This is a genomic window from Arthrobacter sp. GQ119 (assembly GCF_059759125.1).
The window spans coordinates 24878-46577 of sequence record NZ_JCAXEA010000019.1; the positions used below are offsets into that span (position 1 = coordinate 24878).

At 65.5% G+C, this 21700-nt stretch carries 25 protein-coding genes; 14 read left to right on the plus strand and 11 right to left on the minus strand.

The annotated features are described in order from the left end of the window. The first annotated feature begins 155 nt into the window (after window positions 1-155). The 6 genes from AC6CH3_RS17230 (at window position 156) to AC6CH3_RS17255 (ending at window position 5536) form a co-directional block, all read left to right on the plus strand. Window positions 156-1493 carry an MFS transporter gene (locus tag AC6CH3_RS17230; RefSeq protein ID WP_498133568.1) on the plus strand — a complete coding sequence of 446 codons (1338 nt, stop codon included), beginning with the start codon at window positions 156-158 and terminating at the stop codon, window positions 1491-1493. A gap of 65 nt (window positions 1494-1558) precedes the next feature. Beyond that, entirely contained in the window at window positions 1559-2425 is an 867-nt protein-coding gene (locus tag AC6CH3_RS17235; protein WP_498133646.1) for a transketolase, read from the plus strand. Further along, window positions 2422-3459: a transketolase family protein gene (locus AC6CH3_RS17240; RefSeq protein WP_498133569.1), complete on the plus strand. Its 1038-nt coding sequence runs from the start codon at window positions 2422-2424 to the stop codon at window positions 3457-3459. Before AC6CH3_RS17235 ends, AC6CH3_RS17240 begins: the two co-directional genes overlap by 4 nt. 124 nt (window positions 3460-3583) lie before the next feature. Beyond that, window positions 3584-4243: a GntR family transcriptional regulator gene (locus AC6CH3_RS17245; RefSeq protein ID WP_498133570.1), complete on the plus strand. Its 660-nt coding sequence runs from the start codon at window positions 3584-3586 to the stop codon at window positions 4241-4243. 197 nt (window positions 4244-4440) lie between these two features. Then, window positions 4441-5340 (plus strand): glycosyltransferase family 2 protein, encoded by a 900-nt coding sequence (locus AC6CH3_RS17250; RefSeq protein ID WP_498133571.1) that lies wholly within the window; start codon window positions 4441-4443, stop codon window positions 5338-5340. Window position 5341: 1 nt separating this feature from the next. Next, window positions 5342-5536: a DUF2795 domain-containing protein gene (locus AC6CH3_RS17255; protein WP_498133572.1), complete on the plus strand. Its 195-nt coding sequence runs from the start codon at window positions 5342-5344 to the stop codon at window positions 5534-5536. Between the two features lie 22 nt (window positions 5537-5558). Here AC6CH3_RS17255 and AC6CH3_RS17260 read toward each other — a convergent pair whose 3' ends face one another. Together AC6CH3_RS17260 and AC6CH3_RS17265 are read right to left on the minus strand one after the other, a co-directional pair. Further along, window positions 5559-5975: a hypothetical protein gene (locus AC6CH3_RS17260; protein ID WP_498133573.1), complete on the minus strand. Its 417-nt coding sequence runs from the start codon at window positions 5973-5975 to the stop codon at window positions 5559-5561. After that, window positions 5972-6346 (minus strand): PadR family transcriptional regulator, encoded by a 375-nt coding sequence (locus AC6CH3_RS17265; protein ID WP_498133574.1) that lies wholly within the window; start codon window positions 6344-6346, stop codon window positions 5972-5974. Before AC6CH3_RS17265 ends, AC6CH3_RS17260 begins: the two co-directional genes overlap by 4 nt. Before the next feature lie 77 nt (window positions 6347-6423). Between AC6CH3_RS17265 and AC6CH3_RS17270 the strand changes: the two genes are divergently transcribed. Then, window positions 6424-6804 (plus strand): RNA-binding S4 domain-containing protein, encoded by a 381-nt coding sequence (locus AC6CH3_RS17270; RefSeq protein ID WP_498133575.1) that lies wholly within the window; start codon window positions 6424-6426, stop codon window positions 6802-6804. Between the two features lie 14 nt (window positions 6805-6818). On the opposite strand, the gene AC6CH3_RS17275 is transcribed toward AC6CH3_RS17270, so the two are convergent. The 3 genes from AC6CH3_RS17275 to AC6CH3_RS17285 are packed head-to-tail and all read right to left on the minus strand — an operon-like array spanning window position 6819 to window position 9393. Beyond that, window positions 6819-7469: a dihydrofolate reductase family protein gene (locus AC6CH3_RS17275; RefSeq protein WP_498133576.1), complete on the minus strand. Its 651-nt coding sequence runs from the start codon at window positions 7467-7469 to the stop codon at window positions 6819-6821. After that, on the minus strand, window positions 7466-8986 hold the full coding sequence (locus tag AC6CH3_RS17280) for a DUF4389 domain-containing protein (RefSeq protein ID WP_498133577.1): 1521 nt from the start codon (window positions 8984-8986) through the stop codon (window positions 7466-7468). The genes AC6CH3_RS17275 and AC6CH3_RS17280 overlap by 4 nt, the downstream gene beginning before the upstream one ends. Beyond that, a complete protein-coding gene (locus AC6CH3_RS17285; protein WP_498133578.1) occupies window positions 8983-9393 on the minus strand; it encodes a hypothetical protein in 411 nt (136 codons plus the stop codon). Before AC6CH3_RS17285 ends, AC6CH3_RS17280 begins: the two co-directional genes overlap by 4 nt. A 301-nt stretch (window positions 9394-9694) precedes the next feature. Between AC6CH3_RS17285 and AC6CH3_RS17290 the strand changes: the two genes are divergently transcribed. Next, entirely contained in the window at window positions 9695-11185 is a 1491-nt protein-coding gene (locus AC6CH3_RS17290; protein WP_498133579.1) for an amidohydrolase, read from the plus strand. Window positions 11186-11244: 59 nt separating this feature from the next. Here AC6CH3_RS17290 and AC6CH3_RS17295 read toward each other — a convergent pair whose 3' ends face one another. Beyond that, complete coding sequence (locus tag AC6CH3_RS17295; protein WP_498133580.1) at window positions 11245-11454, minus strand: hypothetical protein; 210 nt, start codon at window positions 11452-11454, stop codon at window positions 11245-11247. 172 nt (window positions 11455-11626) lie between these two features. Here AC6CH3_RS17295 and AC6CH3_RS17300 point away from each other — a divergent pair, with 172 nt between their 5' ends. Continuing rightward, window positions 11627-12112, plus strand: a complete 486-nt coding sequence (locus AC6CH3_RS17300; RefSeq protein ID WP_498133581.1) for a hypothetical protein — start codon at window positions 11627-11629, stop codon at window positions 12110-12112. A 94-nt stretch (window positions 12113-12206) separates the two neighbouring features. Here AC6CH3_RS17300 and AC6CH3_RS17305 read toward each other — a convergent pair whose 3' ends face one another. Together AC6CH3_RS17305 and AC6CH3_RS17310 are read right to left on the minus strand one after the other, a co-directional pair. Continuing rightward, the gene (locus AC6CH3_RS17305; RefSeq protein WP_498133582.1) at window positions 12207-12878 is read right to left on the minus strand and encodes a response regulator; all 672 of its coding nucleotides are present in this window, start codon (window positions 12876-12878) and stop codon (window positions 12207-12209) included. Then, entirely contained in the window at window positions 12875-14716 is a 1842-nt protein-coding gene (locus tag AC6CH3_RS17310) for a histidine kinase (protein ID WP_498133583.1), read from the minus strand. Before AC6CH3_RS17310 ends, AC6CH3_RS17305 begins: the two co-directional genes overlap by 4 nt. Window positions 14717-14934: 218 nt before the next feature. Here AC6CH3_RS17310 and AC6CH3_RS17315 point away from each other — a divergent pair, with 218 nt between their 5' ends. The 4 genes from AC6CH3_RS17315 (at window position 14935) to AC6CH3_RS17330 (ending at window position 18968) form a co-directional block, all read left to right on the plus strand. Further along, window positions 14935-16089 (plus strand): FAD-dependent monooxygenase, encoded by a 1155-nt coding sequence (locus AC6CH3_RS17315; protein ID WP_498133584.1) that lies wholly within the window; start codon window positions 14935-14937, stop codon window positions 16087-16089. A 43-nt stretch (window positions 16090-16132) separates the two neighbouring features. Next, window positions 16133-16486: a hypothetical protein gene (locus AC6CH3_RS17320; protein ID WP_498133585.1), complete on the plus strand. Its 354-nt coding sequence runs from the start codon at window positions 16133-16135 to the stop codon at window positions 16484-16486. A gap of 603 nt (window positions 16487-17089) precedes the next feature. After that, window positions 17090-18292, plus strand: a complete 1203-nt coding sequence (locus tag AC6CH3_RS17325; RefSeq protein ID WP_498133586.1) for a sensor histidine kinase — start codon at window positions 17090-17092, stop codon at window positions 18290-18292. Then, the gene (locus AC6CH3_RS17330; protein ID WP_498133587.1) at window positions 18285-18968 is read left to right on the plus strand and encodes a response regulator; all 684 of its coding nucleotides are present in this window, start codon (window positions 18285-18287) and stop codon (window positions 18966-18968) included. Before AC6CH3_RS17325 ends, AC6CH3_RS17330 begins: the two co-directional genes overlap by 8 nt. A gap of 1 nt (window position 18969) precedes the next feature. On the opposite strand, the gene AC6CH3_RS17335 is transcribed toward AC6CH3_RS17330, so the two are convergent. Further along, window positions 18970-19332, minus strand: coding sequence for a VOC family protein (locus tag AC6CH3_RS17335; RefSeq protein ID WP_498133588.1), 363 nt, complete (start codon window positions 19330-19332; stop codon window positions 18970-18972). 129 nt (window positions 19333-19461) lie between these two features. Here AC6CH3_RS17335 and AC6CH3_RS17340 point away from each other — a divergent pair, with 129 nt between their 5' ends. Further along, on the plus strand, window positions 19462-20079 hold the full coding sequence (locus AC6CH3_RS17340; protein WP_400580735.1) for a uracil-DNA glycosylase family protein: 618 nt from the start codon (window positions 19462-19464) through the stop codon (window positions 20077-20079). Window positions 20080-20157: 78 nt separating this feature from the next. Here the strand turns inward: AC6CH3_RS17340 and AC6CH3_RS17345 are convergent, their stop codons facing one another. Together AC6CH3_RS17345 and AC6CH3_RS17350 are read right to left on the minus strand one after the other, a co-directional pair. Next, window positions 20158-21384 (minus strand): type II toxin-antitoxin system HipA family toxin, encoded by a 1227-nt coding sequence (locus AC6CH3_RS17345; RefSeq protein WP_498133589.1) that lies wholly within the window; start codon window positions 21382-21384, stop codon window positions 20158-20160. Then, entirely contained in the window at window positions 21381-21677 is a 297-nt protein-coding gene (locus AC6CH3_RS17350) for a helix-turn-helix transcriptional regulator (protein ID WP_498133590.1), read from the minus strand. Before AC6CH3_RS17350 ends, AC6CH3_RS17345 begins: the two co-directional genes overlap by 4 nt. Window positions 21678-21700: the final 23 nt, after the last annotated feature.

The following is a 21700-nucleotide window of genomic DNA, read 5'->3' on the forward strand; positions in this document are numbered from 1 at the left end:
GTGATGGCCACCACAGTAGCCGGGTTGACTGTTAACAGTCAACCTCCTAGGTTAACTGTTGACACTGAGCATGACCGCGGTCACACTGGGTCCTATCGTGTTAACAGTCGACAGCGCTGGACGCTGATTCAGCCGCTCTTCGAAAGGGAACCACCATGAGCAACGATGCTCTGAATATGCGCGGGCCGGTCCACGGCACCAAGGACGCCAAGAGGGTCGCCATCGGCTCGGGCGTTGGCGCAGTAATCGAGACCTACGACTTCATCGGCTTCGGCACCGCGGCCGCCCTGTACTTCGGGACGGCTTTCTTCCCCACGGATGACCCGGTGACCGGCACCCTGGCCGCCTTCGCCACCCTCGGCGTCGGCTTTGCCGCCCGGCCGCTGGGCGGCATCATCGGCGGCCATCTGGGCGACAAGGTGGGACGCAAGCCCGTCCTGGTCACCTCGCTCATCCTGATGGGCGTCGCCACCTTCCTGATCGGGCTGCTGCCCACGTACAGCCAGGTGGGCCTGCTGGCTCCGGCGCTGCTGGTCTTCGTCCGCATCGTCCAGGGCCTGGCCTTCGGCGCGGAATGGGGCGGAGCGATCCTGATGAGCTACGAGCACGCACCGTGGAAGGCCAAGGGCAAGTACACCGGCATCGTCCAGGCCGGCTTCCCCGTAGGACTGCTGTTGGCCAACCTGGTGTTCCTGGTCAGCGTGAACCTCGGCGGCGAGCTCGCCTGGCGCATCCCCTTCCTTGCCAGCATCGTGCTGGTGGTCGTCGGCCTGATCATCCGTTCCAAGGTTCCTGAGTCCCCCGTGTTTGATGAAGTCAAGGACAGCGGCGACATCGTGAAGTCCCCGATCGTCGAGGTCATCAAGACGGATTGGCGCAACATCGTGAAGGGCATCGGCCTCCGCGTTGCGGAGACCGCCGGCTACGCCGTGTCCATCACCTACATGATTTCCTACCTCCACACCGAACAACTGGCCGACAAGACCCAGACCCTGGTGGCGCTGTGCATCGCATCCGCCGTGGGCATCTTTGCCACCGCAGCCTGGGCGCGCCTGACCGACAAGATCGGCCGCCGCCCCGTGTACGTCTGGTCCTGCGCATTCGCTCTGCTGTTCGCCATTCCGATGTTCCTGCTGGTAAACACCGGCCTGTTCGTCTTCATCATCGCAACGATTATCATCTCCTACGCAGTCTGCCAGAACTCCCTCGCCGGAGCCCAGGGCGCATGGTTTCCGGAGCTGTTCCAGGCAAAGACCCGTGCATCCGGCGCATCCCTGGCCTACCAGATCTCCGCCATGGTTTCCGGCTTCACGCCTTTCGTCACCACCCTGCTGTTCGTCAGCTTCGGCTGGATGGGCCCGGCCATGCTGTTCGGCCTGTACGCGGCGATTGGCCTCTGGGCGGCCGTCGTCACCCGCGAGACCTGGGGCATGCGGGAACGCCAACTCGCCGATGAGATCACGAAAAGCACACCCCAGTCGGTGAACGCCTGATGACCGCCATCAACGAAATCAGCACGCAGGAACTGCACTCCCGCGGACTCTCTGAGAAGGAACGAATGAGCACGGAAACAGCCACAGAACGCCGCGAGCGCGTCGGTGCCGCCGCCTACCGCATCCGGCACCACGCCCTGACCATGGGCGAAGTCCAGGGCCAGGGGTACGTGGGACAGGCACTCGGTGCGGCGGACATGCTCGCCGCCGTCTACTCCGACCAGCTCCGCTTCCGGGCGGACGACCCCGAGTGGGAGGAGCGCGACCGGTTCCTGCTCTCCACAGGGCACTACGCCATCGGGCACTACGCGGCCCTGGCCGAGGCCGGCGTCGTCCCCGTCGAGGAACTCGAAACCTACGGATCTGACGATTCCCGGCTCCCCATGTCCGGCATGTCCACCTACACCCCCGGCATGGAAATCTCCGGCGGGTCGCTCGGCCACGGACTGACCATCGCCGTCGGCATGGCCCTCGGCTTGCGGCATCAGGGCTCCGGTGCCCGCGTCTACAACTTCCTCTCCGACGGGGAACTGGACGAAGGCTCCACCTGGGAAGCAGCCATGGGCGCCCACCACCACCAGCTCGGCAACCTCACCGCCATGGTTGACATCAACGCCCTGCAGGCCGACGGCAAGACCGACACAGTGCTCCGCACCGAGCCGATCACCGAAAAATGGGAAGCCGCCGGCTGGTACACCCAACGGGTGGACGGTAACGACCTGGGCGCGCTGCTGGAGGCATTCGACAACGCCGCCGCCCAGGCCGCCGCAGTGGGACGACCCTCCGTGATCCTCTGCGACACCAAAGTGGGCCGCGGCGTGCCGCTGCTGGAAGAACGCGAGAAGGCGCACTTCATGCGCATCGAAGAACACGAGTGGCAGCTCTGCCGTGAGCAGCTGACCGCAGGATACGAAGGAAAGGCCGCCCGATGAGCACCGCCACCGCAGCGACGACCACCGCAGTGAAGGGCACCGTCGCCACGAGCACAATTCCCAAGCTCAAGACATCCGCCATGATCGCGTCCTTCGCCGATCCCGGCCAGAAGACCAGCCCGGCCCCGTTCGGCCACGCCCTGGTGAAGGCCGCACAGGAAAACGACAAGATCGTTGGCCTCACCGCGGACCTGGGCAAGTACACGGACATGCACATCTTCGCGAAGGCCTTTCCGGAACGGTTCTTCCAGATGGGCATGGCCGAACAGCTGCTCTTCGGCGCAGCGGCAGGCCTCGCCGAAACGGGCCTGGTGCCGTTCGCCTCCACCTACTCCGTGTTCGCTGCACGCCGCGCCTACGACTTCCTCTGCCTCGACGCCGCCGAACCCAACCTGAACGTCAACATCGTCGGCGGCCTCCCTGGGCTCACCACCGGCTACGGGCCCAGCCACCAGGCAACCGAGGACATGGCGATCTTCCGCGGCATGCCCAACCTGACCATCGTCGATCCCTGCGACTCCCTGGACATCGAGCAGGCCGTGCCGCAGCTCGCGGCCAGCGATGGACCCACCTACCTGCGCCTGCTCCGCGGCAATGTCCCCACCGTACTGGACGAGTACGACTACACCTTCGAACTGGGCAAGGCCAAGGTGCTGCGCGGAGGCAACGACGTCGTCTTCGTCTCCAGCGGACTCATGACCATGCGGGCCCTGCAGGCAGCTGACGCGCTGGCGGCGCACAAGGTGGACGTCGCCGTCGTCCACACCCCCACCATCAAGCCGTTCGACGCCGCAACCGTCCTGGCCGAAATCAACACCGACCGGCTCGCGGTGACCCTGGAGAACCATAGCGTGGTGGGCGGGCTGTTCGAGACCGTCGCCTCGGCAGTTGTTACTGCCGGCTTGGGGAAGCGTGTGGTGCCGGTGGCCCTGCCGGACGAATTCCTCGACGCCGGCGCCCTGCCCACGCTGCACGAGCGTTACGGCCTGTCCGTACAGCGGATCGTGGCCAAGGTCCTTGCAGAACTCGGCTGACCAGGCCGACCGGGCGCAAGAAGCGCGGGGACGGCACCTGCCGTCACCCGCGCTTCTGCCGTACCATCTACTGTTAACAGAGCGTCTGTAAACAGTCGACCACCAACATTGGGGAGAACCATCGATGCCCGCGCCAACAGCGTCCCTGCTGGGACTGCAAAAGAAGAGCCTTCGCGAGCAGGCGCTGGCCGCGTTGCGCGCCGCCATCACCAGCGGCGCCCTGGAACCCGGCCGCCATCTGGTGGAAACCGAGCTCTCCGACATGCTGCAGATCAGCCGCGGAACCCTCCGCGAGGCCCTTCGCCAGCTCGAACAGGAAGGCCTGCTCACGGCAGGCCCGCGCGGCCGCCTCTCGGTCCGCAACCTCGATGCCAAGGAAATCCGCGACATCTACTCCGTGCGGGCTGCCCTCGAATCGCTGGCGGCCCGTACCCTGTGCGAACTGCCGGACCGGCAGCACGTCATCGATTCGCTCCGCGCCGCCATCCAGGCGATGGAGGACGCAACCAAGGGCACCCTCGAGGAGCGGATCGAATCCGATCTCGAATTCCACCGCACCATGTGCCGCCTCACGGGCAACGAGACCCTGCTTCACTCCTGGGAAGCGCTGGAAGGGTCCATCCGGATGTCCATCATGTTCGCCGGGCTGGAAAAAGGCGTCAAGAACATGAGCGTCGCCCGCCATCACGACATCGTGGCCACGATCGAAACCGGCGATGCCACCTTGGCCCGCAACACAATCCGCGAACACATGGACTCTGCCGCAGCCGTACTGGTGGCCTAGGCTTCTGGCCCCCGGTGGCGTGCTACTCAGCCGGCGCGTCAGTCCTCCCCGTACGACTCGCCGGAGACGCGTTTAGGAACCGGGCTGCGGGGGTATCTGGACAATGCACACTTTCGGGGCAATGCATCCTTTCAGGACAATGTCCCGTTCAGGACAATGCACAACTCAGACTAATCGGCCACGGAAAGGCGGTGGTCATGAAACGCCATACTTCAGCCAGCTGGGCCACAGGACAGACCATCGAAGACGCGACCCTGGACATCCTCATCCCCACGCGCAACAGACCGGCGGAACTGGCCGTCACACTCGCTGGCCTGGCCGCTCAACCCGGCCCCATTTTCCGCCTGGTAGTCAGTGACCAGTCAGACGGGCAACCCGTCTGGGACAAGGCGCCGGTCTCTGCCATCGTGCGCGTGCTCAGGGCGCAGGGGACGGAAGTCGGGCTGCTCCGGCACCTGCCCCGCCGGGGCCTGGCAGAACACCGGCAGTTCCTCCTCGAACAGGCGATCACACACAAGGTGCTCTTCCTCGATGACGACGTGTGGCTGGAGCCCGGCGCCCTGGGAAGGATGAGCGATGCACTGGACGAGCTCGGCTGCGGCTTCGTGGGCATGGCACCCCAGGGCCTTTCGTATCTTGCTGACCGCAGGCCCGAGCAGACCGGGGCTTTTGCTGCCTGGGAAGGGCCCGTGATGCCGGAACGCATCAGGCCGGATGAGCCCGCCTTCCAGCGGTGGCCTCTGCACAGTGCCGCCAACCTGAGCCACCTAAGCGCCGAACTGGGCCTCGAGCCCGGGCAATGGCTGCCCTACAAGGTGGCGTGGCTGGGCGGCTGTACGATGTTCCGCCGCCAGGCGCTGGAGGAAGCCGGCGGCTTCCGCTTCTGGGAGCAGCTGCCGCCCGAACACTGCGGCGAAGACGTCGTGGCCCAGTGGCGCGTCATGGAATCCTTCGGCGGGGCCGGGATCCTGCCCACGGGCGCCGTGCACCTCGAATCGCCCACTACGGTTAAGGACCGCCGGGTGGAGGCCTTCAACGTGGTCCTCTCTGACTCTCCGAAAGAAAACGCCCTACCCCTCATGAAGGAAAGGAACTGAAATGAGCGACGCCCCCAACCCGATCCAGGTTCAGAAATTCCTTGGCGGTATCGATTACCCTGCCACCCGTGACGCCCTTGTCGCGCATGCCCAGGAATCAGGCGCGGACGGGAATGTCATCAGCGCGCTGGAAAACATTCCGGACAAGGAATACGACAGCCCGACGACTGTCAGCTCCGCCGTTTCGGATTCCTGAACATCTGCCCTGCCCGGGGCCGCTATTCGAACAGGTCCTTGCCCGTGTAGCCCTGGTCAGTCCGCCTTATCTTGAGCTGGAGCAGAGCGACCACGGCGGCGCAGACGCCGGAGAACACCAGAACGGCTGTCCAGCTCAACGGCATGATGGTGGGCCAGATAAGCTTTCCCGCCAGAAATACCAGGATGGCGATGCATAGTGAGAAGGCTGCGTAGCTCAAGCCCGGATGGTATTGGCGTGTAGCTGCATTGTCTGCGATGCCGGTCACGAGACCGCTGACAAACCAGACAGCACCGTAGCTGATTCCCGTTATTCCCGCGCCGAGCTGGGATCCGCTGACCACGAAATGATTCATGAGCGGCAGAAACACCATCGTGCTAATCGTGTTGATGAGGATAAACCACTTGAGGTTGGTGCGAAGGATGACCTGTAAGTTCATGCCGGGATCCTCTCGATAACTGTTCGGACTTCTGGCCGTGAGAATGGCTGAATGTTCCGGAGTGTGAACTGCTCCAGCACGTCGCGCCCCCGTGGGGAGAGCGTATACAGCTTCTTCGGCGGACCGCCTGGACTGCTTTCCAGACGCATGTCCACCAAGCCAACGTCCAGATGGCGCCGCAGCTGGCGGTAGAGCGTCTGGTCGGCCGGATCATACGTTCCGTTGGTCAGTTGCGAAATCCGGACCTTGAGGCTGGACACGTCATGCCAGTCCGCGTCCAGCGCGATGAAGGTCCAGAAAGTCAGCACCCCCTGCCGGAAGACCGCTTCCCAGTCCCTCAGCGTCCCGTCAAACTCCTTATGCCTAACCATGATCGGTACTATACCCCGTGTAGAGTACTAGGCATATAGTAGCTGGCCGGAAACAAGGCCTATACTCGGCAGCAGTCATGAGCAGCCTTCCTTCAGCCCCCGCAACAGTCCGCATTGACGCCTGGCTGTGGGCCATCCGCGCCTACAAAACACGCTCGGCAGCCACAGCCGCCTGCCGGGCAGGGCATGTCCGTCTCAACGGAAACCCGGCCAAAGCGTCGCAGTCCGTGGCCCCCGGCGACACCGTCCGGGTCCGCCAGCCGGGATACGAGCGCATCCTCGAAGTGCGCCGCCTGATCGCCAAGCGCGTCGGGGCGGAGGCGGCCTCGCACTGCTTTACGGATCACACGCCTCCCCGCCCGATCGCCCCGGCGCTTGGCCTGCCACAGCGTGACCGCGGCGCAGGGCGGCCCACAAAGAAAGACCGGCGGGAAATGGAACGGCTTCGTCGGAGTTAAGGCGCTTAGGCCAGCTACTCCTTAATTTGGCCCCGCCCCTCCCGCACCTCGAACTCCCCCGCTTCCAGCTCCGATGCGCCGAAGGCCGTGGGGACCAATGTGACGTGGATGGCGCCGGCCGACGTGGCTTTGTGCCCGGCCAGAGTGTAGGCGGAGGGCATGGCCCCGCCTTCGAAGAGCCGTTTGCCCTGGCCCAGCACAAGGGGAAATACGAGGATCCGGTATTCGTCCACGAGGCCGGCATCGTGCAGTGCCCGGGCCAGGCGGTGGCTGCCGTGCACCTGCAGTTCCCGGCCCGGTCCGGATTTGAGGTCATCAATCGCCTCGAGGAAGTTGCCGGAGAGAATGCTGGTGTTGTTCCACGTCGGGTTGCTGATGGTGTTGGAAACCACGTACTTGGGCAGCGAGTTGAGGGCGGCGGCCACCGCGTCCCCCGGATCGGTGACCTGCTCCCAGTAGGGCTGAAACATCTGGTACGTGGTGCGGCCCAGCAGGATCGCGTCGGCCTCGGCGAACCAGCCGTTGACGAGGCGGCCAAAGTCTTCGTCCACGTACGGTACCAGCCAGCCGCCGAATTCGAAGCCGCCGCTGATGTCCTCTTCCCTGCCGCCGGGACCCTGCATGACGCCGTCGAGGGTCACGAATGTTTGAACCGTGAGTTTCATGATTGGCCTTTCGGAGGATTGGCGGGCAGCGTTTCTCCCGGGTCTGCCGGGCCCATGTCGAGGCGGAACGGCGGATACTCGTCCCGCATGAGTGCCACGTACGCGGTGACGCGGTATACCCAGCGGTTCAGGCCGAGCAGCAGGTCGAACAGGCTGGGGAGGTACCGGCCGGTGAATAGCAGAATGACGGCGGCGATGAGTGTCAGGAGGGCGATCAACGAAACGGAGCCGCCCGCTGCGTAGCGCGCCCCGGAACCGGACCAGTCGTCGTCGGACGCCACCCAGGTTCGACTCGTTCCGGCCAGCACCCCCACAATCAGCAGGTGCGGGATCGCGAGCAGCCATGACTTGACGAGCACCAGGCCGCGCGAGAGGCGCTCCGGGTAGTCGACGTCGAAGTCGGCAGGATAGTCGGTGCGGGCCAGGGTGAAGGGCGGGTAGCGGTCGGTGCCCACGGCCGTGAAAGCGTAGAAGGACACCCGCCAGCTCCACCGCAGCACGCCCACGTTGAAGTTGAACAGCGAGCGCGGATACCGGGCGGTGAACAGGATGGCGAACCACGCCACGATGGAGGTGACAATCAGGGCGAACCACAGGAAGAACAGCACGATGACGTGCGGGATCGCCAGGAACCACTTGACCAGCCACATCCACCGGGACAGTGCCGGGTCGAGGTGGCCGCTGAGGCGGGCGGGGTAAGGCGCGTTGGAGAAGAGCCCGACGGCGGGCGGCGGGGGTGGCGCGGCCGCGTCGCCCCCGGCGGGGCCGGCGCTGTACGGGGATCCGGCGCCTGCGGGGACAGCGGCGGGAGGTCCCGCCGTCGGACGCTGCGGCGGCGGGCCATGGCGGCCCAGCCCCATGGCGCCCGCGACGATCAGCGGCACGCCGATGGCCAGCAGCACGATTCCGGCGATGAGCAGGCCAACGAAGAGCGGCCAGAGCAGGTCGGAGCGGATGCCGCCCTGCAGGTCGGCGGCGACGGGAGCGGTGGCGTCGGCATTCATCGCCACGATGGCCCAGCTGCCGGGCATCAGGTCCCAGCGGAGTTCCTGGGTGCCGGCGCCCGTGGCGGAAGCCGCCCAGAAGGTCTGTGCGCCGGGGCGTGCGGGGGTTCTGGTACCGGAAACGTCCCGGTACTCCACCCTGAAGGGCCGCAGGTTGAGCTCCCTGATTTCCGAGCGCCTCACGCCGTCGAGGTACCGCGTCACGTCCTCCTGCCGGGCGATGCCTATGAAGATGTCCTTGCCCGCGGTGGCGGACGCGCCGCGGAGGAGGATGCTGCCTGCGGTGTCCGACGGTATGACGTCGGGGAGGCGCTGGCCCACCATGATGTCCAGCCCCACGGAAGTGATGGCGTGGGAGCTGGCCTCGAAGCGCTCTGTGGATGATGTGAAGAAGCCCTCATCGCGCTGCTGGATGTTGAGCCATCCGGTTCCTGCAGCAGCGGCGAGCAGCCCCAGGCCCAGCAGGGCCGCGAGCGTGCCAAGGACAAGCATCACGACGCGGCCGGGTTTCATACTTTCTCCTGCCTCCTGACGGGCCGCCCCTTTGGCAGCCTCCTGTTCTGTCCGCCGTGGAACGGGTCGGCTGTCGGGGCCTCCGGCGGATGGCTAACGTGCATGTGCGGGGGATCCAGGATCCGCAGCGGGCACAGCAGCCCCTTGTTGCCGGAAGTGATGGCGAGACTGTTGAGCTGGACCGGATCGTGCAGGACACTAACGGCATCCGTGGCCGCCCGGGCATGCGTGAGGTCAATGACGATCTCGCGGCCGGGCAGCAGCGCGCTGGTCCTGCGGGCGATGACGTACAGGGCGCGGAGGTTGGCGACGGTAAGGGTTCCGCGCACTTCAATGCTGGCCGTCAGCAGGTGGTCATCGATGTGGACATGGATCTTGAGCCGGTGCTGGGTGAGGGTGCGGTCCATGGCGATCACACGTCCCGGGCCGGGCGTGGAAGGGTGTGCTGGGTATCGGTGGTGCTGTGCATGCGGCTGAGGTTCCCCATTCCTGCTCGGCGGGAACGGCCCGGGCAGCCATGCCATTCCCCACATATGGCGAGACCGTTGACGTCAGCAGACCGCGGCTCCTCCCCCGACGTCCTTGTCGGAACCGCGCGTTCAGGTCCAGAATGCACCCTCCAGCCGCTGCTGTGAAGAGGCGCCCTGTGCGGGTCTTGGCCGCGGCGGCGGATTTGCTGCCCGGGCGGCCCACCCCTAGCCTGTTCCCATGCTTCCTCAGGCAACGGACCCCGCTGCGGCCGACCTTCTGCTCGCCTCGGTCAGGCGGCCCGGGGAGCCGGCGCTGCTGGATATCCGCGTTGCCGGTGGGGTCATCACCCATGTCGGACCCGCAGGAGAAGTGCCCCGCGACACTCCGGTGGTGGACCTGGATGGCAGATTCGCCATCCCGGGCCTGTGGGATGAGCACGTGCACATGACGCAGTGGGCCCTCGCAGCCAACAGGGTCGATCTGTCCAAGGCGGAATCCGCGCGGGATGCCGTCGAGGCGGTCCGGGCCCGCCTTTCGGGCACGTCCCCGAACCGCACTTTGGTGGGTGTCGGCTTCCGGGACGCGGTATGGGCGGATGTGCCCAGCCTTGAAATGCTCGACGCCGCCACCCACCACCAGCCGACTGCCCTGCTCAGCCACGACCTTCACTGCGTGTGGCTGAACTCAGCTGCCGCGTCAACGTACGGCATGGAGGTGGATGCCGGCGGCCTGCTGCGCGAGGATGCGGCGTTTGCTGTGACGCGGGAGCTGGGCAGGTTGCCGGATGAGGTGGTTGATCCGTGGGTACGGGATGCCGGCCGGTCCGCCGCCGCCCGCGGCATTGTGGGCATCGTCGACTTCGAAATGACGTGGAACCGCGACGTCTGGCTGCGCCGTTTGGCCGGTGGCTTCGGCTCTCTCCGGGTGGACGCGGGCGTTTACCCGGACGACCTGCAGCGGGCGGCCGCCGCCGGGATGCACACCGGCCAGGAGCTCGACGGCGGGGCGGGACTGCTGCGGGTGGGGCCGCTGAAAGTGCTCATCGATGGCTCCCTGAACACGCGCACTGCCTACTGCATGGACCCGTATCCGCACGGCGGCCACGGGATGCTCACCGTCAGCGAAGCCGAGCTGCTCCAGCTGCTGGTGCGCGCGCGGGAATCAGGCTTCGTTCCGGCCGTCCACGCGATCGGCGACGGCGCCAACAAGGTGGCGCTGGACGCCTTCGCCGCCGCCGGCGTTTCGGGGCGGATCGAGCACGCCCAATTTGTGCGGCGGGAGGACTTCGCGCGATTTGGCGAACTGGGGCTGACGGCGAGCGTTCAGCCCGCGCACGCCCTGGACGACCGTGACGCCGCCGAGTCCAACTGGAGCGGCCGGACCGACCGGGCATTCCCGCTGCGGTCGCTGCTGGACGCCGGCGCAACCCTGGCGCTCGGCTCCGATGCCCCGGTCGCCCCGCTGGATCCGTGGCTCGCGATGTCCGCCGCGACCACCCGCTCCCGCCCGGACGGCCGCGGCCCGTGGCACCCGGAGCAGGCTCTCACCCGCGAAGAGGCACTGGCGGCCTCGTCACGCGGGCGAAGCCGCATCCAAGCCGGTGACCCAGCCGACATCGCGGTGCTCGACGGCGATCCGTTGGCTGTTCCGGATGCCGTCTTCGCCGAAATGCCCGTGGCCGCGACGCTTGTGGCGGGGCGGTTTACGCACCGGAACCCGGGCGTTTAGGGCCGCATAACCGTCGCCCTGTCCACAGGTCCTGGCAGGCCGCATGGGTGGGCCGGTGCTCAGGACTTGCCATCGGCCTTAGGACCATCCTCCTTGATGGCCTCATCGGAGTGCGGATGCTCTTTGTGGCGCGCTTCCTGCAGGTGGTGCTCAAGCTTCTCCTCCGCCTCCCGGCGGCGCTGACCCACGGTACGTATCTGCTGGGTCGTCGGCGCGGTGTGGGCATGCTGATGCGGGCCGTGATCGGCCGCGTCTGGTTTCTCGCTCATAGTGGAATCGTCCCACCGGAGGTGCATATCAGGAAGCAGTGGCCCCGGCTCGAAAGCGGGAGGGATTACCGTGCTGGCACGGAAGCGGCGGGCAGGACCACGGGCGCAGCATTGAAACGTCGAAACCGAAGACTTTGGTTCCGACGCCACTCACACAGAATCAGGAGAAAAAATGCAGACCCTCAAGAAGACCCGTTCCCGCGGTGCCCGCATCGCCGCCTCCGCCGCTGTTGCCATGAGCCTGGCCGTGGTGCCCCTTGCGCTTGGCGGCGCGCCGGCCCACGCGTCCACCAGCAAGGCTTCCTGTACCGTCAACCCTTCAAAGCCGAAATTCCACAAGTTCAACAACTCCGGCCAGAAGGTGCTCGACTACCGGATCACGGTCAAATGCACCAAGGACCGGAACGTCAAGATTGAGCAGAGGTTCTGGGAGGAGGACACCTTCTCCGACGACCAGATCGGAAAGAAGAAGACCATCAAGAAGCGTGTGGAATCCTCCGACGGCACCGTGACGCTCCACAGTTACCGCACACTGCCCGACACCGAATGGGGCGACGAAGAGGTCTACCACGACGTACGCTTCAAGGTGGGCAGCAGCGGCGTCTGGACCAGCTTCACAAAGTGGGAGGACAGCAAGGTCCTCTCGATAGGCCACTAGCACCGTCAAACAAAATCGCATGCAAGAGGCCGGACCCGCCCTGTGGACCGTCACAGACAGGGCCCGGCCCCTCTGCGTCTGCCCTGTAATCGGCCTACTGTACAGGGCTCTTTCCGGTGCGCAGGTACCTTAGGACGGCAAGGACACGCCGGTGGTCCTCTGGCTCGGGGCGCAGGTCGAGCTTCTGGAAAATACTGCGGATATGCGCTTCCACGGTGCGTTCACCGAGGAACAGGGCCTTGCCGATCGCCTGGTTGGTCCGCCCTTCAGCCATCAGTTCCAGCACGTCCCTTTCACGGCCCGTCAGGTCGTCGCTGCCCTGGTGCCCCTCATGCGGACGTGCCACCAGGCGTTCCACCACCTCGGGATCGACGGCGGTTCCTCCTGACGCCACCCTGCGCAGCGCGTCGACGAAGTCGTCAATGTCAGAGACCCGTTCCTTGAGGAGGTACCCCAGGTCGTGGGCGCCGTCGCCAAGCAGGGCCATCGCGCCCTCCGTTTCCACGTACTGGGACAGCAGGAGCACCCCGGTTCCCGGCTGGATCCGCCGGATTGTTTTGGCGGCATCAATGCCTTCGGTCGTGTAGCTGGGCGGCATGCGGATGTCCACCACCGCGACATCCGGGCGTTCCGTGTGAACGCACTCGAGTAATTCGACTGCATCCGCGGCTTCCCCGACGACCGACAGTCCCTCGGCAGTGAGCAGGGCAGACAATCCGCGGCGCAGCAGTGCTGAATCGTCGGCAATAGCGACGCGTACGTTCATGACCAATGCTTTCCGTTCTCGGCCTCAAAGGGGAGCCCTGCAGCGATGGTTGTTCCCAGTCCCGCCGGGCTGCTTACCGAAAGCGAACCACCCAACGCGGCTGCACGGTCCGCCAGACCCAGCAGCCCGCCGTCGGCCCCCTGCCGCGCGCCTCCCCTGCCGTCATCCATGACCACGACAGTGAGCTGCGAATCTGTGCCGGCCACGCGGATCAGGACATGGGAGGCCTGGGCATGCTTAACGGTGTTCGTGACGGCCTCAACGCAGATGAAGTAGGCGGCAAGTTCCACGGGCGGCGGCGGCTTTCCGGCAAGGATGATCTCCAGCTCGACAGGGACGCGCGCCCGTTCAGCCAGCGCGGTGAGCGAGCCCTCCAGGCCACGCTCCTGCAATGATGGCGGGTAGACGCCCCGGGCCAGGTCCCGCAATTCACGCAGCGCGACGGCCAGTTCCTCGCTGGCCTGCTCGATCAGTTCCCGCACCTCCTGGTTCTCCGCAGCCCGCCGCGCCCGGGCCAGCTCCATCGTGACCGCAACCAGCCGCTGCTGTGCGCCGTCGTGCAGGTCTCTTTCGAGCTGGCGACGCCTGGAGTCACCCGCCGTGACGATTCGTTCCCTGGAGCGGCGGACCTCGCTCAGTTGTTCCCTCAGCTGCTGTTCCACGTTCTGGTTGTGCAGCGTCAGGGAGGCGGCGCTCCGGACGGCTTCAAGCAGCCGGGGCTGGTCGTGGAGGGCCGCGTCGAACACGAGCGCCCCCACCGGCTTCCCCTTGTGTTCGAGTACCATGCCTGCCCGGCCAGCCTTGCCTTCCGGGAGGCGCCGGACTGCTCCGGAGCCGTCGATGTAGGAGTTCCGTTCCGGCGACCACTGCCACAGCGACAGGGTGGGGTCCCTGACAGATTTCCGCAGGGCATTTCTGAGTCTCTCGCCAACCGGTGCGGCACCGATCTCCACCATGAGATCACCCAGGTCCCCCCTGGCGAATCTGTAGCGCCACAGCCCAAGCAGCACCGCAATCGGCACGATCGCCGTGGCGGGGTACTGCAACAGCAGCGCCTCGGAGGACAGCGAGCCGGACAGCTGCACCACGGCAAGAGCCACCCATATGGTTGCCGCGGCCTTGATGAGGACCGCCAGCCACAGCAGGAGGAACGATGCCCGATACGCGCGTGTGCCCCCGCGCCAGTGGTTCACGAGAACGACCAGCACGGCCACGCCGACGCCGACCTGCAAGATCCGAGCCGCATGGCCAATTCCGGTGGTCAGCTCCGGGCTGTCCCAGATCAGCAGCAGGTTCCGCGACGTCGACTCTCCCGCCGCCACGTGCAGGCGGGGATCGAAGAATGCCCAGCTGGCTATTGGGACGGCAAGCCACAAACCAAAGAAGAACGTCACTCCGCGCTTCTCCGCCCGGGATTTCAGGATTCCCGACGGGAAGCTCAGCGCAAGCTGGAGGAGCGGTGGCTGGTACATCAGCGTGAGCGTGACGCCCAGCGTGAAAGCAAAGGGGTCGCTCGAGCGCCGCAGGCCCGCCGCGAGCCACAACCAGCCCGCAACCATCAGGAGCAGGCCGGGATTTTGCTTCGGCCGGTGCTGCCACACCGCCACGCCGGCCGTGACGAACGTCAGCCCTACAGCCAGGAACATCACGCCCTCTAACAGCGTGAACGGTGCGCGGTCGGGACTCTCGCCCAAACGGACCACACCCTGGGGACTGAGGAGCCCCAAGGTTTTGGCCGGATCCTGCAGGGCGGTGGCCGACCAGTCAAAGAACAGCAACACCACGCCAATGAGGCCTGTGGTGATGAGGGCTACCAACAAAGTTTGCTTAGGAGTCATCCGTGTCTCCCCCGAGCCGAAGAGGCCTCCAACCCGGACAGTTTATCCATTCACTGGATAAAAATGAAGCGCTTTTCGCTAGCCGTGTTCGCGACACTTCCCCCGCGTTCCCCCGCGTTCCCCGGTGTTCCCCCGGGAGCCGGAGCGTAGCGTGGGTAATGCCCGCGGCGACGGGTCGATCCCGCCGTAGAGTCCGGACGAAACGGGAAGGGGCTCCCATGAAGGCGATCATTTGCGGGGCCGGCATCAGCGGGCTCTCTGCTGCGGCCTTTCTGGCGGGTGACGGCTGGGACGTTATCGTGCTGGAGCAGGCTGCGGGACCCCGGCCGCAAGGCTACATGATGGATTTTTTTGGTCCCGGGTGGCAGGCTGCGACGGCCTTGGGCATCATCCCGCGGATCCGGGACCTGGGCTACTTTGTGGAACGGCTGGATTATGTGGACCGCCGAGGCAACACCCGCGCCAGCCTGCCGTTTGCCAGGTTCAGCCAAGTCGTCAGGGGCGAACTTGTCAGCATCCTGCGTCCTGACTTGGAACGGGCCATCCGCGAAGCAGTGCCGCCCGGCGTCGATCTGCGCTATGGGCGCACGGTCTTGGCCGTCGGGCAGAGCCGCGCTTCCGTGTCCGTAACCCTTGACGACGGGACTTTCCTGGAGGCGGATCTGCTCATCGGCGCGGACGGCATCCACTCAGGAATCAGGGAACTGGTTTTTGGGCCGGAAACAGATTTCTTCCACCACCTTGGCTTCCACGTGGGCGCCTATTCATTCAGGGACACGGAGGTGGCCCGGCTGGTAGGAGACAGGTTTGCCGTTACCGATACCCGCAACGAGGCCATGTTCTTCTACCGGCTGCTTGACGGAAGCCTTACGGCCATGGCCGTGCACCGTACGGATGACCCGGCCCCTCCCGATGACCCGCGGGCCGTGCTCCGCTCCAGGTACGGGGGGCTGAACTGGATCTGCCCGGCAGCCCTCCGACTGTGCCCGGAAGACCTCTACTACGACCAGGTGGCCCAGATCAGGATGCCCCGTTGGCACACGGGACGCGTCGTCCTGGTCGGCGATGCGGCAGCGGCAGTATCCCTGCTCGCCGGCCAGGGCGCCTCCCTTGGAATGGCCGCCGCGTACGTGCTGGCGACTGAACTGAAGCAACAACCGGATCTTGGACGGGCTCTCGATTGCTTTGAAACGCGCCTTCGGCCCTTGGTCCTGAGGCACCAGAAGGCAGGCGTTTCCGCCGCGCATTGGTTCGTCCCCGGCACCCGCCGCGCCGCACTTGCGCGGCGGACGGTGATCCGGCTGGCCGGGATCCCGGGCATGACGCGCCTGATCAGTTCCTCACTGGTCGGCAAATCCGGTAGAGCGCTCTAGCCACCTGGGCGCCCTGGCAGGCATAAGCTACAAGCAGAACAGAATGTTCCATTCCAACGCGGGAGTGCTCATCATGGACGCTGAAATCGCCGAAGTCATCGATCATGATGTCACCACCATCACCTGCGTCTGCGGCAACACAGTCAGCAACGAAGGACTAATTCAGGCAAACTCACAGGGCATCCCCGTTTATAACGGACGCGCCATCCCTATCCCCGCAGGGTTGGCTGCATGGCCAGAAGATGAGGATCTCTACACGCTCTGCCCGTCATGCGGCCGCGTGTACCGTGACACGGTCATCGAAGAGACAGGGACCGCGCCCGTCGCGTTCCGGGTTGATGTCACCACGGGCCCTATCGCAGAGGCAATCCGGATCTACTGGGGCATCGACCGCTAATAAGGGCGGGCCCTGATAACAACGGCCGGCCCTGTTGTGCGGAAGCAAACTGCCCGTAGTCTGGAATTGCCGTCCGCACGCCAGAGCAGGATTCAGGGGGAGCCCGTGACCATTCCACCGCTGCCAGAACCCGAGCCGTTTCCGACTGAGCCGGGACCCACGGTACCCGGCTCGCCGGATCCGACCTCTCCAGAACCTGCCCCTGGATCTCCGGATCCGACATCTCCGCAGCCCCCTGGCCCGAATCCTGATCCGGCGCCTGGCCCTCTGCCGGAGCCCGGTCCGAGGCCGCCGGAACCGGACCCAACACGCAGGTCGTAGAACGCTGGCGCCGGGACCGCTGTGGGCTTGAGATCCGGAGGCTGGCAAGAACTGGCCCCATGAATGAATCGTCTGGCTTTTAGGTTGAGATTGCCGTGATCAGACGGGTTCCGCCTGTTTCCCGTGGATATGGTGGCAGGCATGGAATCAGTTCTGAATATTGCACGGCGTTGGGGCGCCCCCGCGGCGGCCGTCATTTTCTTCTCCCTCTGGTGCGTGGCCGAAGCCGGCAGAATGCAAGGGTCGTTTCTGGCGTGGTCAGGGAACTTACCATTGGTCCTTATGGCATTGGCTGTTGCCTCGGCAGTGTGGCAACCGGTGGTGTCTCTGGGGTTCACGGCTGCACTGCTCGCGGGGCAAGTGAGCTATTCCATCCCGATGATGGCGTCCAATCACTGGGCCATATATATCGGCTCATTCATCGCTCTCGGCTTCATCCTGTGGACCGCGCCGCGGCGGATGCGTTACGTAGCCGCGGGGGCCAATGTGATGTTTGCGGCCATTATTGCTTTCCTGATGCTCTCGTGGAGATACGGCGGCGGCGTCGGCTGGTACATGCCCTTGCATTACGGTGACAGGCCGATGCTCATGACCTATGGCTGGCAGTTGTTCGCCCTCCTGCTTCTGATCGCGGGGGCCTGCGCGGCCGCCGGTCTTCTGCTCGCGCTGTCTCAGGAGCGCGGCAACCTTTTCCGTGCCCGCGAGCTGGCCCAGAGCAGCCTGAAGGAAACCGAAATCGACTTGGTCGTGGAGCAGGAACGGACACGCATTGCCCGCGATCTTCACGATGTCCTCGCGCATTCTCTTGCGGTCATAGCGGCACAGGCCGACGGAACGCGATATTTGAGCAAGGGCCAGCCCCCTGCTGTCCTCAGGGCCCTGGACACCATCGCCCGGTCAGCCCGCAGCGCGCTGGTGGACGCCCAGCGCGTAATCGAAGGTGTCCGCGACGACGGGATGGTGACGCCCCAGCCCCGACTGAGCGACATCAAGGCGTTGATTGAAAGCATGCAGCGGGGCAGCCTGAACATCCACCGCAGCGAATCCGGGGCGCCCGTGGAGCTCTCCACCGGGCAACAGGTGGCCGTTTTCCGGATCGTTCAGGAATGCCTGACGAATGCGCTCAAACATGGCGGCCGCGGCACAGATGTGAGGCTCCACTTTGACTGGACCGGACCGGGACTGACCCTGCACGCGGCGTCGGCCATTGGACCCGTGGATCAGGAACGCCTTGGGAACCAGGCCGAGCCCAGGATCGGGCGCGGGCTTCCCGGCATGCGCGAACGCGCCCATCTTGCCGGAGGCTGGCTGACGGCCGGACCGGATGGGGAACACTTCCGGGTGACCGTCTTCATTCCTTACGGAAGCCGGGACGACTATCCGGCGGAGGTCGGTGCGGCTTCTGCGGAAGCGGAACCGCCTCTGATGGGAACGGGTCTGCCGCGGCGGGAAGCGGTTGAACAGGGAGCGGCCGGCCGTGGCTGATGCAGGATCGCGCATCACGGTGGCTCTCGTTGACGACCAGTCCTTATTCCGTGCCGGTATCCGGATGCTCGTTGAGAGCCAGGAGGACATGGAAGTCTCGGCCGAGGCCGGCGACGGGAAACAGGCGGTAGCCCTGGCAACGGAACGGCGTCCGGACGTGATGTTGATGGACTTGCGCATGCCCGTCATGGGTGGCGTCGAGGCGACGCGAAGGATCGTTGAGCAGGCCGATGCGGCGGGAATCGACAAGCCAAAGATCATCGCACTGACCACTTTCAACCGTGATCAGGCGGTGGTTCAAGCTGTGCAGGCCGGGGCCAGCGGGTATCTGCTCAAGAGCGCGGAGCCCGAGTTTCTGCTGGCCGCCATCCGCACCGTTCACTCCGGCTACTCGGTTATCGCGCCGGGATCCATCCATTCCCTCTTTGAACATGCCGCCCGCAATGCTCCCGCTACCGGCCCGGACCTGTCGGTCCTCGATGTTCTCTCCGTGCGGGAGCGGGACGTCTTCCTGCTCGCGGCCAAGGGCCTGAGCAATGGTGAAATGGCGGAGGGCCTGTTCATCTCTGAAGCGACGGTTAAAACGCACCTGCGCAGCGTGCTGGACAAGTTGCAGCTCCGGACCCGGATCCAACTCGTGGCGTTTGCTCACGAACGCCGCCTGCTCGGCGACTGAATCAGCCCCAGCAGAGGCAGAACGGATGCCCCGCGGGATCCGCGTAGACCTGAAAACCTTCGGCTGATTCCGTGTCGTCTGCCGGCTTCAACAGCCGGGCACCCAGTGACATGACGTGCTCATGGGCGATGGCCAAGTCATCGACGTACAGGTCGAGGTGGATCTGCTGCGGCGTCCCGTCGGGCCACTCAGGCGGAATGTGGTTGGGCGCGAGCTGAAAGCCCAGCCGCGGTTCTTCCTCGACGTATACAGTGTGCCAGTCGTCATCGGTCTCCACCGTGCCACCCAGGAGTCCGGCCCAGAAGGTGCTCTCGGCGGTCAGATCTGCTGTATCGAAGACGACGATCTGTCGGGTGATCTTCATCCCGTCATCCTTTCACGGGGTGTCCGATATTCCGAGGGGTTGGGAATCTCCCCGCGCACCCAAACCGGCAAAAGCGTACAGTGGAACAAGACGCCTGATTCTGGACGCCTTGCTGCCGAGGGAGAGACCGTGACGATTGACTGGGACGAAAAAAAGGCCCTGCTACAGGAACCGAACATCGCGGCGGTAACGCAGCTGTGTGACGAACTCATGGAAAAGAAGCCGGGATCCACCGTTCCCTACATCGACCCCATCCACGACGAGGACGAGTGCCGGATCGTCAGCCTGCACGTCAGCCCGGGCAAGGGCACCGAATCCGGCTTTGTGTCCCACCTCAATGACGATGAAGCCGCGCGCCGGGCAACCCAGATCTACGAGCTCGCGGAACTCGACCCCCGCTACGTGATGCCGTGGAACGCTTACCCCTGGGTACGCGACCCGGACATGCCGTCAGCGCTCAACGTCCAGGAAAAAACGGACGGACTGCGCCCCTTCCGGCAGTTCCTGAAAATCAATAAACGGGTCTCGGCCATCATCGCCCACGGCACGGACGCCTCCACCTTCCTGACCCTCTTTGAGAAGACCTACCACTCCTCCCTGAAGAACAACGGCATCAAAATCTACAAGGCCAGCGCGCTCGGCGGGCGGGCCTTTGCTGTTTCCGAGGCCAAGCAGGAGGAGCTCCTCGCCAAGAGCGTGGACATCTACAAGGATGCGATGCAGCGGGCAGGCATCCAGCACCTCTAGCAACGAAGGGCACCGACCAACTGCAGGGGCCCGACCAAATGCAAAGCACGACGGCGGGACATCACCCTTGCGCGCGGCTCACCCCTCCAACAGCCTCCGTCGGTGTTTCAGCTCCTTGACCCACGCCCTGGTGACCATGTCCGGGAAAGGCGAGCCGCCGCCGTCGTGCGTTGACGCAAAAGCCGTGCCGGCGTCCAGGTCCGCGAGCAGTGGGGCCGCCGCTTTCAGCGCAAGCTCCACCACCTGCGTTGCCGCGCGTTCGGTCAGACCCAGGCCGGTGGCCCAGCCCAGGAAGTGCTTCCGCGAAATGCCCGTGCGCTTGCCGCCGAGGGTCAGTGCGAGGGTCTTGTCGCCGTAGACGACGGTGGAGGGGATGTCGTACACCGGCGCGATGGACCACTCCCCGTGTGGCTGCTGCACCATGGACACGTTCTTCGCGTGCAGGTCCCCATTGCCGCTCAGCCACGCGAAGGCGGCCTGGATGGCCAGGTTCCGCAGGGCCGGCAGGGGTGCGGCGCAGTACTCGGCGAGCGCGTGGCAGACCGTTCCGAAACCTACGTTGTACTTGTCCGCCGGATAGAGCTTCAGCACCTGCGCCCCGTCCTCGACGGCGAGCCGGGCCACTTGGTCAGTGCTGCCCGCCACCGGCACGCGGTCGAACCGCTCCACGAGCAGCCCTGGCCGGCCCGCGACGTCCCGCATCAGTTGCACCCGGCTCAGCGGAATCCGCAGCTTCGCCGCATAGCGGAACATGATGAGTTCGTTTTCCACCACGTGCGGGAATTCGGGCGCATTGAGCTTAAGGATGAACCGACGGCCGGCGCTGGCCACCGGCATGGAGATCATCCCGGCCGACAGCTTGTCCTGCACGCCCGCAAGCGCCACGGGATCGATCAGGCCCGAGTCCCCGAGCAGCTCATCGAAGTCCACGGGCCTCCGCGGGTCCACCTCGACCGCGTGCTCCTCGACATCCAGCGGCTCGCCGTGCCCCACGATCTGCACGTCTCCCACCGGGTTGCCGCCTGCAGCGATCAGCAGGGAGAGGTCATCGTCGGCGCTGGTCTTGATCGACCTCCGCAGGGCGTTCAGCCGGCGGCCCTCGGGCAGCAGCCCGGTGAAGTACGGCGGGGCCGCCCCTGCCGCGGACAGTACCGGTTCGGCCGTGAGCGGCAGCGAACTCGCGACGGCGGGACCGCCGTTCTGCAGGTATGCGGGCAGATAGCTGAACTTGGTGCCGCCGTCGTGCCGTTCCAGCCGCGCGGCGAGGACGCCCTGCTTGTAGATATCCGCGATGCGGTGCCTCATGGCTGCCCGTCCGCCTCTCCACCTGAGGCGCCTGGCGGAACGGGCGACGGCGGCTGGCTCACCAGTGCGCGGGCCGCTTCCCTCGCCCGTGTGGCCAGCCGCAGCTCCAGGCCCAGCGTCTCCAGCACCGCGAGGAGGGAGTCCAGCTGCACACTCGGTTTGCCCCGCTCCACGAACCGGACGAAGCGTTCGGAGACTCCGGCCATGTCGGCGAGATCCTGCTGGCTCAGCCGAAGCGCAGCGCGGCGGGTGCGGACTTCCGCCGCAAGCTGTGCTGAAAACCCTTGAGCCACTCCGAACCTCGCTTCGGTACGAT

Coding starts and splice junctions, on each gene's coding strand:
- AC6CH3_RS17320 (WP_498133585.1), top strand. CDS start 16,133: ATGTTCCATTCCAACGCGGGAGTGCTCATCATGGACGCTGAAATCGCC.
- AC6CH3_RS17240 (WP_498133569.1), top strand. CDS start 2,422: ATGAGCACCGCCACCGCAGCGACGACCACCGCAGTGAAGGGCACCGTC.
- AC6CH3_RS17310 (WP_498133583.1), bottom strand. CDS start 14,716: ATGACTCCTAAGCAAACTTTGTTGGTAGCCCTCATCACCACAGGCCTC.
- AC6CH3_RS17230 (WP_498133568.1), top strand. CDS start 156: ATGAGCAACGATGCTCTGAATATGCGCGGGCCGGTCCACGGCACCAAG.
- AC6CH3_RS17290 (WP_498133579.1), top strand. CDS start 9,695: ATGCTTCCTCAGGCAACGGACCCCGCTGCGGCCGACCTTCTGCTCGCC.
- AC6CH3_RS17325 (WP_498133586.1), top strand. CDS start 17,090: ATGGCATTGGCTGTTGCCTCGGCAGTGTGGCAACCGGTGGTGTCTCTG.
- AC6CH3_RS17295 (WP_498133580.1), bottom strand. CDS start 11,454: ATGAGCGAGAAACCAGACGCGGCCGATCACGGCCCGCATCAGCATGCC.
- AC6CH3_RS17270 (WP_498133575.1), top strand. CDS start 6,424: ATGAGCAGCCTTCCTTCAGCCCCCGCAACAGTCCGCATTGACGCCTGG.
- AC6CH3_RS17335 (WP_498133588.1), bottom strand. CDS start 19,332: ATGAAGATCACCCGACAGATCGTCGTCTTCGATACAGCAGATCTGACC.
- AC6CH3_RS17260 (WP_498133573.1), bottom strand. CDS start 5,975: ATGAACTTACAGGTCATCCTTCGCACCAACCTCAAGTGGTTTATCCTC.
- AC6CH3_RS17280 (WP_498133577.1), bottom strand. CDS start 8,986: ATGAAACCCGGCCGCGTCGTGATGCTTGTCCTTGGCACGCTCGCGGCC.
- AC6CH3_RS17275 (WP_498133576.1), bottom strand. CDS start 7,469: ATGAAACTCACGGTTCAAACATTCGTGACCCTCGACGGCGTCATGCAG.
- AC6CH3_RS17315 (WP_498133584.1), top strand. CDS start 14,935: ATGAAGGCGATCATTTGCGGGGCCGGCATCAGCGGGCTCTCTGCTGCG.
- AC6CH3_RS17265 (WP_498133574.1), bottom strand. CDS start 6,346: ATGGTTAGGCATAAGGAGTTTGACGGGACGCTGAGGGACTGGGAAGCG.
- AC6CH3_RS17245 (WP_498133570.1), top strand. CDS start 3,584: ATGCCCGCGCCAACAGCGTCCCTGCTGGGACTGCAAAAGAAGAGCCTT.
- AC6CH3_RS17300 (WP_498133581.1), top strand. CDS start 11,627: ATGCAGACCCTCAAGAAGACCCGTTCCCGCGGTGCCCGCATCGCCGCC.
- AC6CH3_RS17250 (WP_498133571.1), top strand. CDS start 4,441: ATGAAACGCCATACTTCAGCCAGCTGGGCCACAGGACAGACCATCGAA.
- AC6CH3_RS17255 (WP_498133572.1), top strand. CDS start 5,342: ATGAGCGACGCCCCCAACCCGATCCAGGTTCAGAAATTCCTTGGCGGT.
- AC6CH3_RS17305 (WP_498133582.1), bottom strand. CDS start 12,878: ATGAACGTACGCGTCGCTATTGCCGACGATTCAGCACTGCTGCGCCGC.
- AC6CH3_RS17345 (WP_498133589.1), bottom strand. CDS start 21,384: ATGAGGCACCGCATCGCGGATATCTACAAGCAGGGCGTCCTCGCCGCG.
- AC6CH3_RS17285 (WP_498133578.1), bottom strand. CDS start 9,393: ATGGACCGCACCCTCACCCAGCACCGGCTCAAGATCCATGTCCACATC.
- AC6CH3_RS17235 (WP_498133646.1), top strand. CDS start 1,559: ATGAGCACGGAAACAGCCACAGAACGCCGCGAGCGCGTCGGTGCCGCC.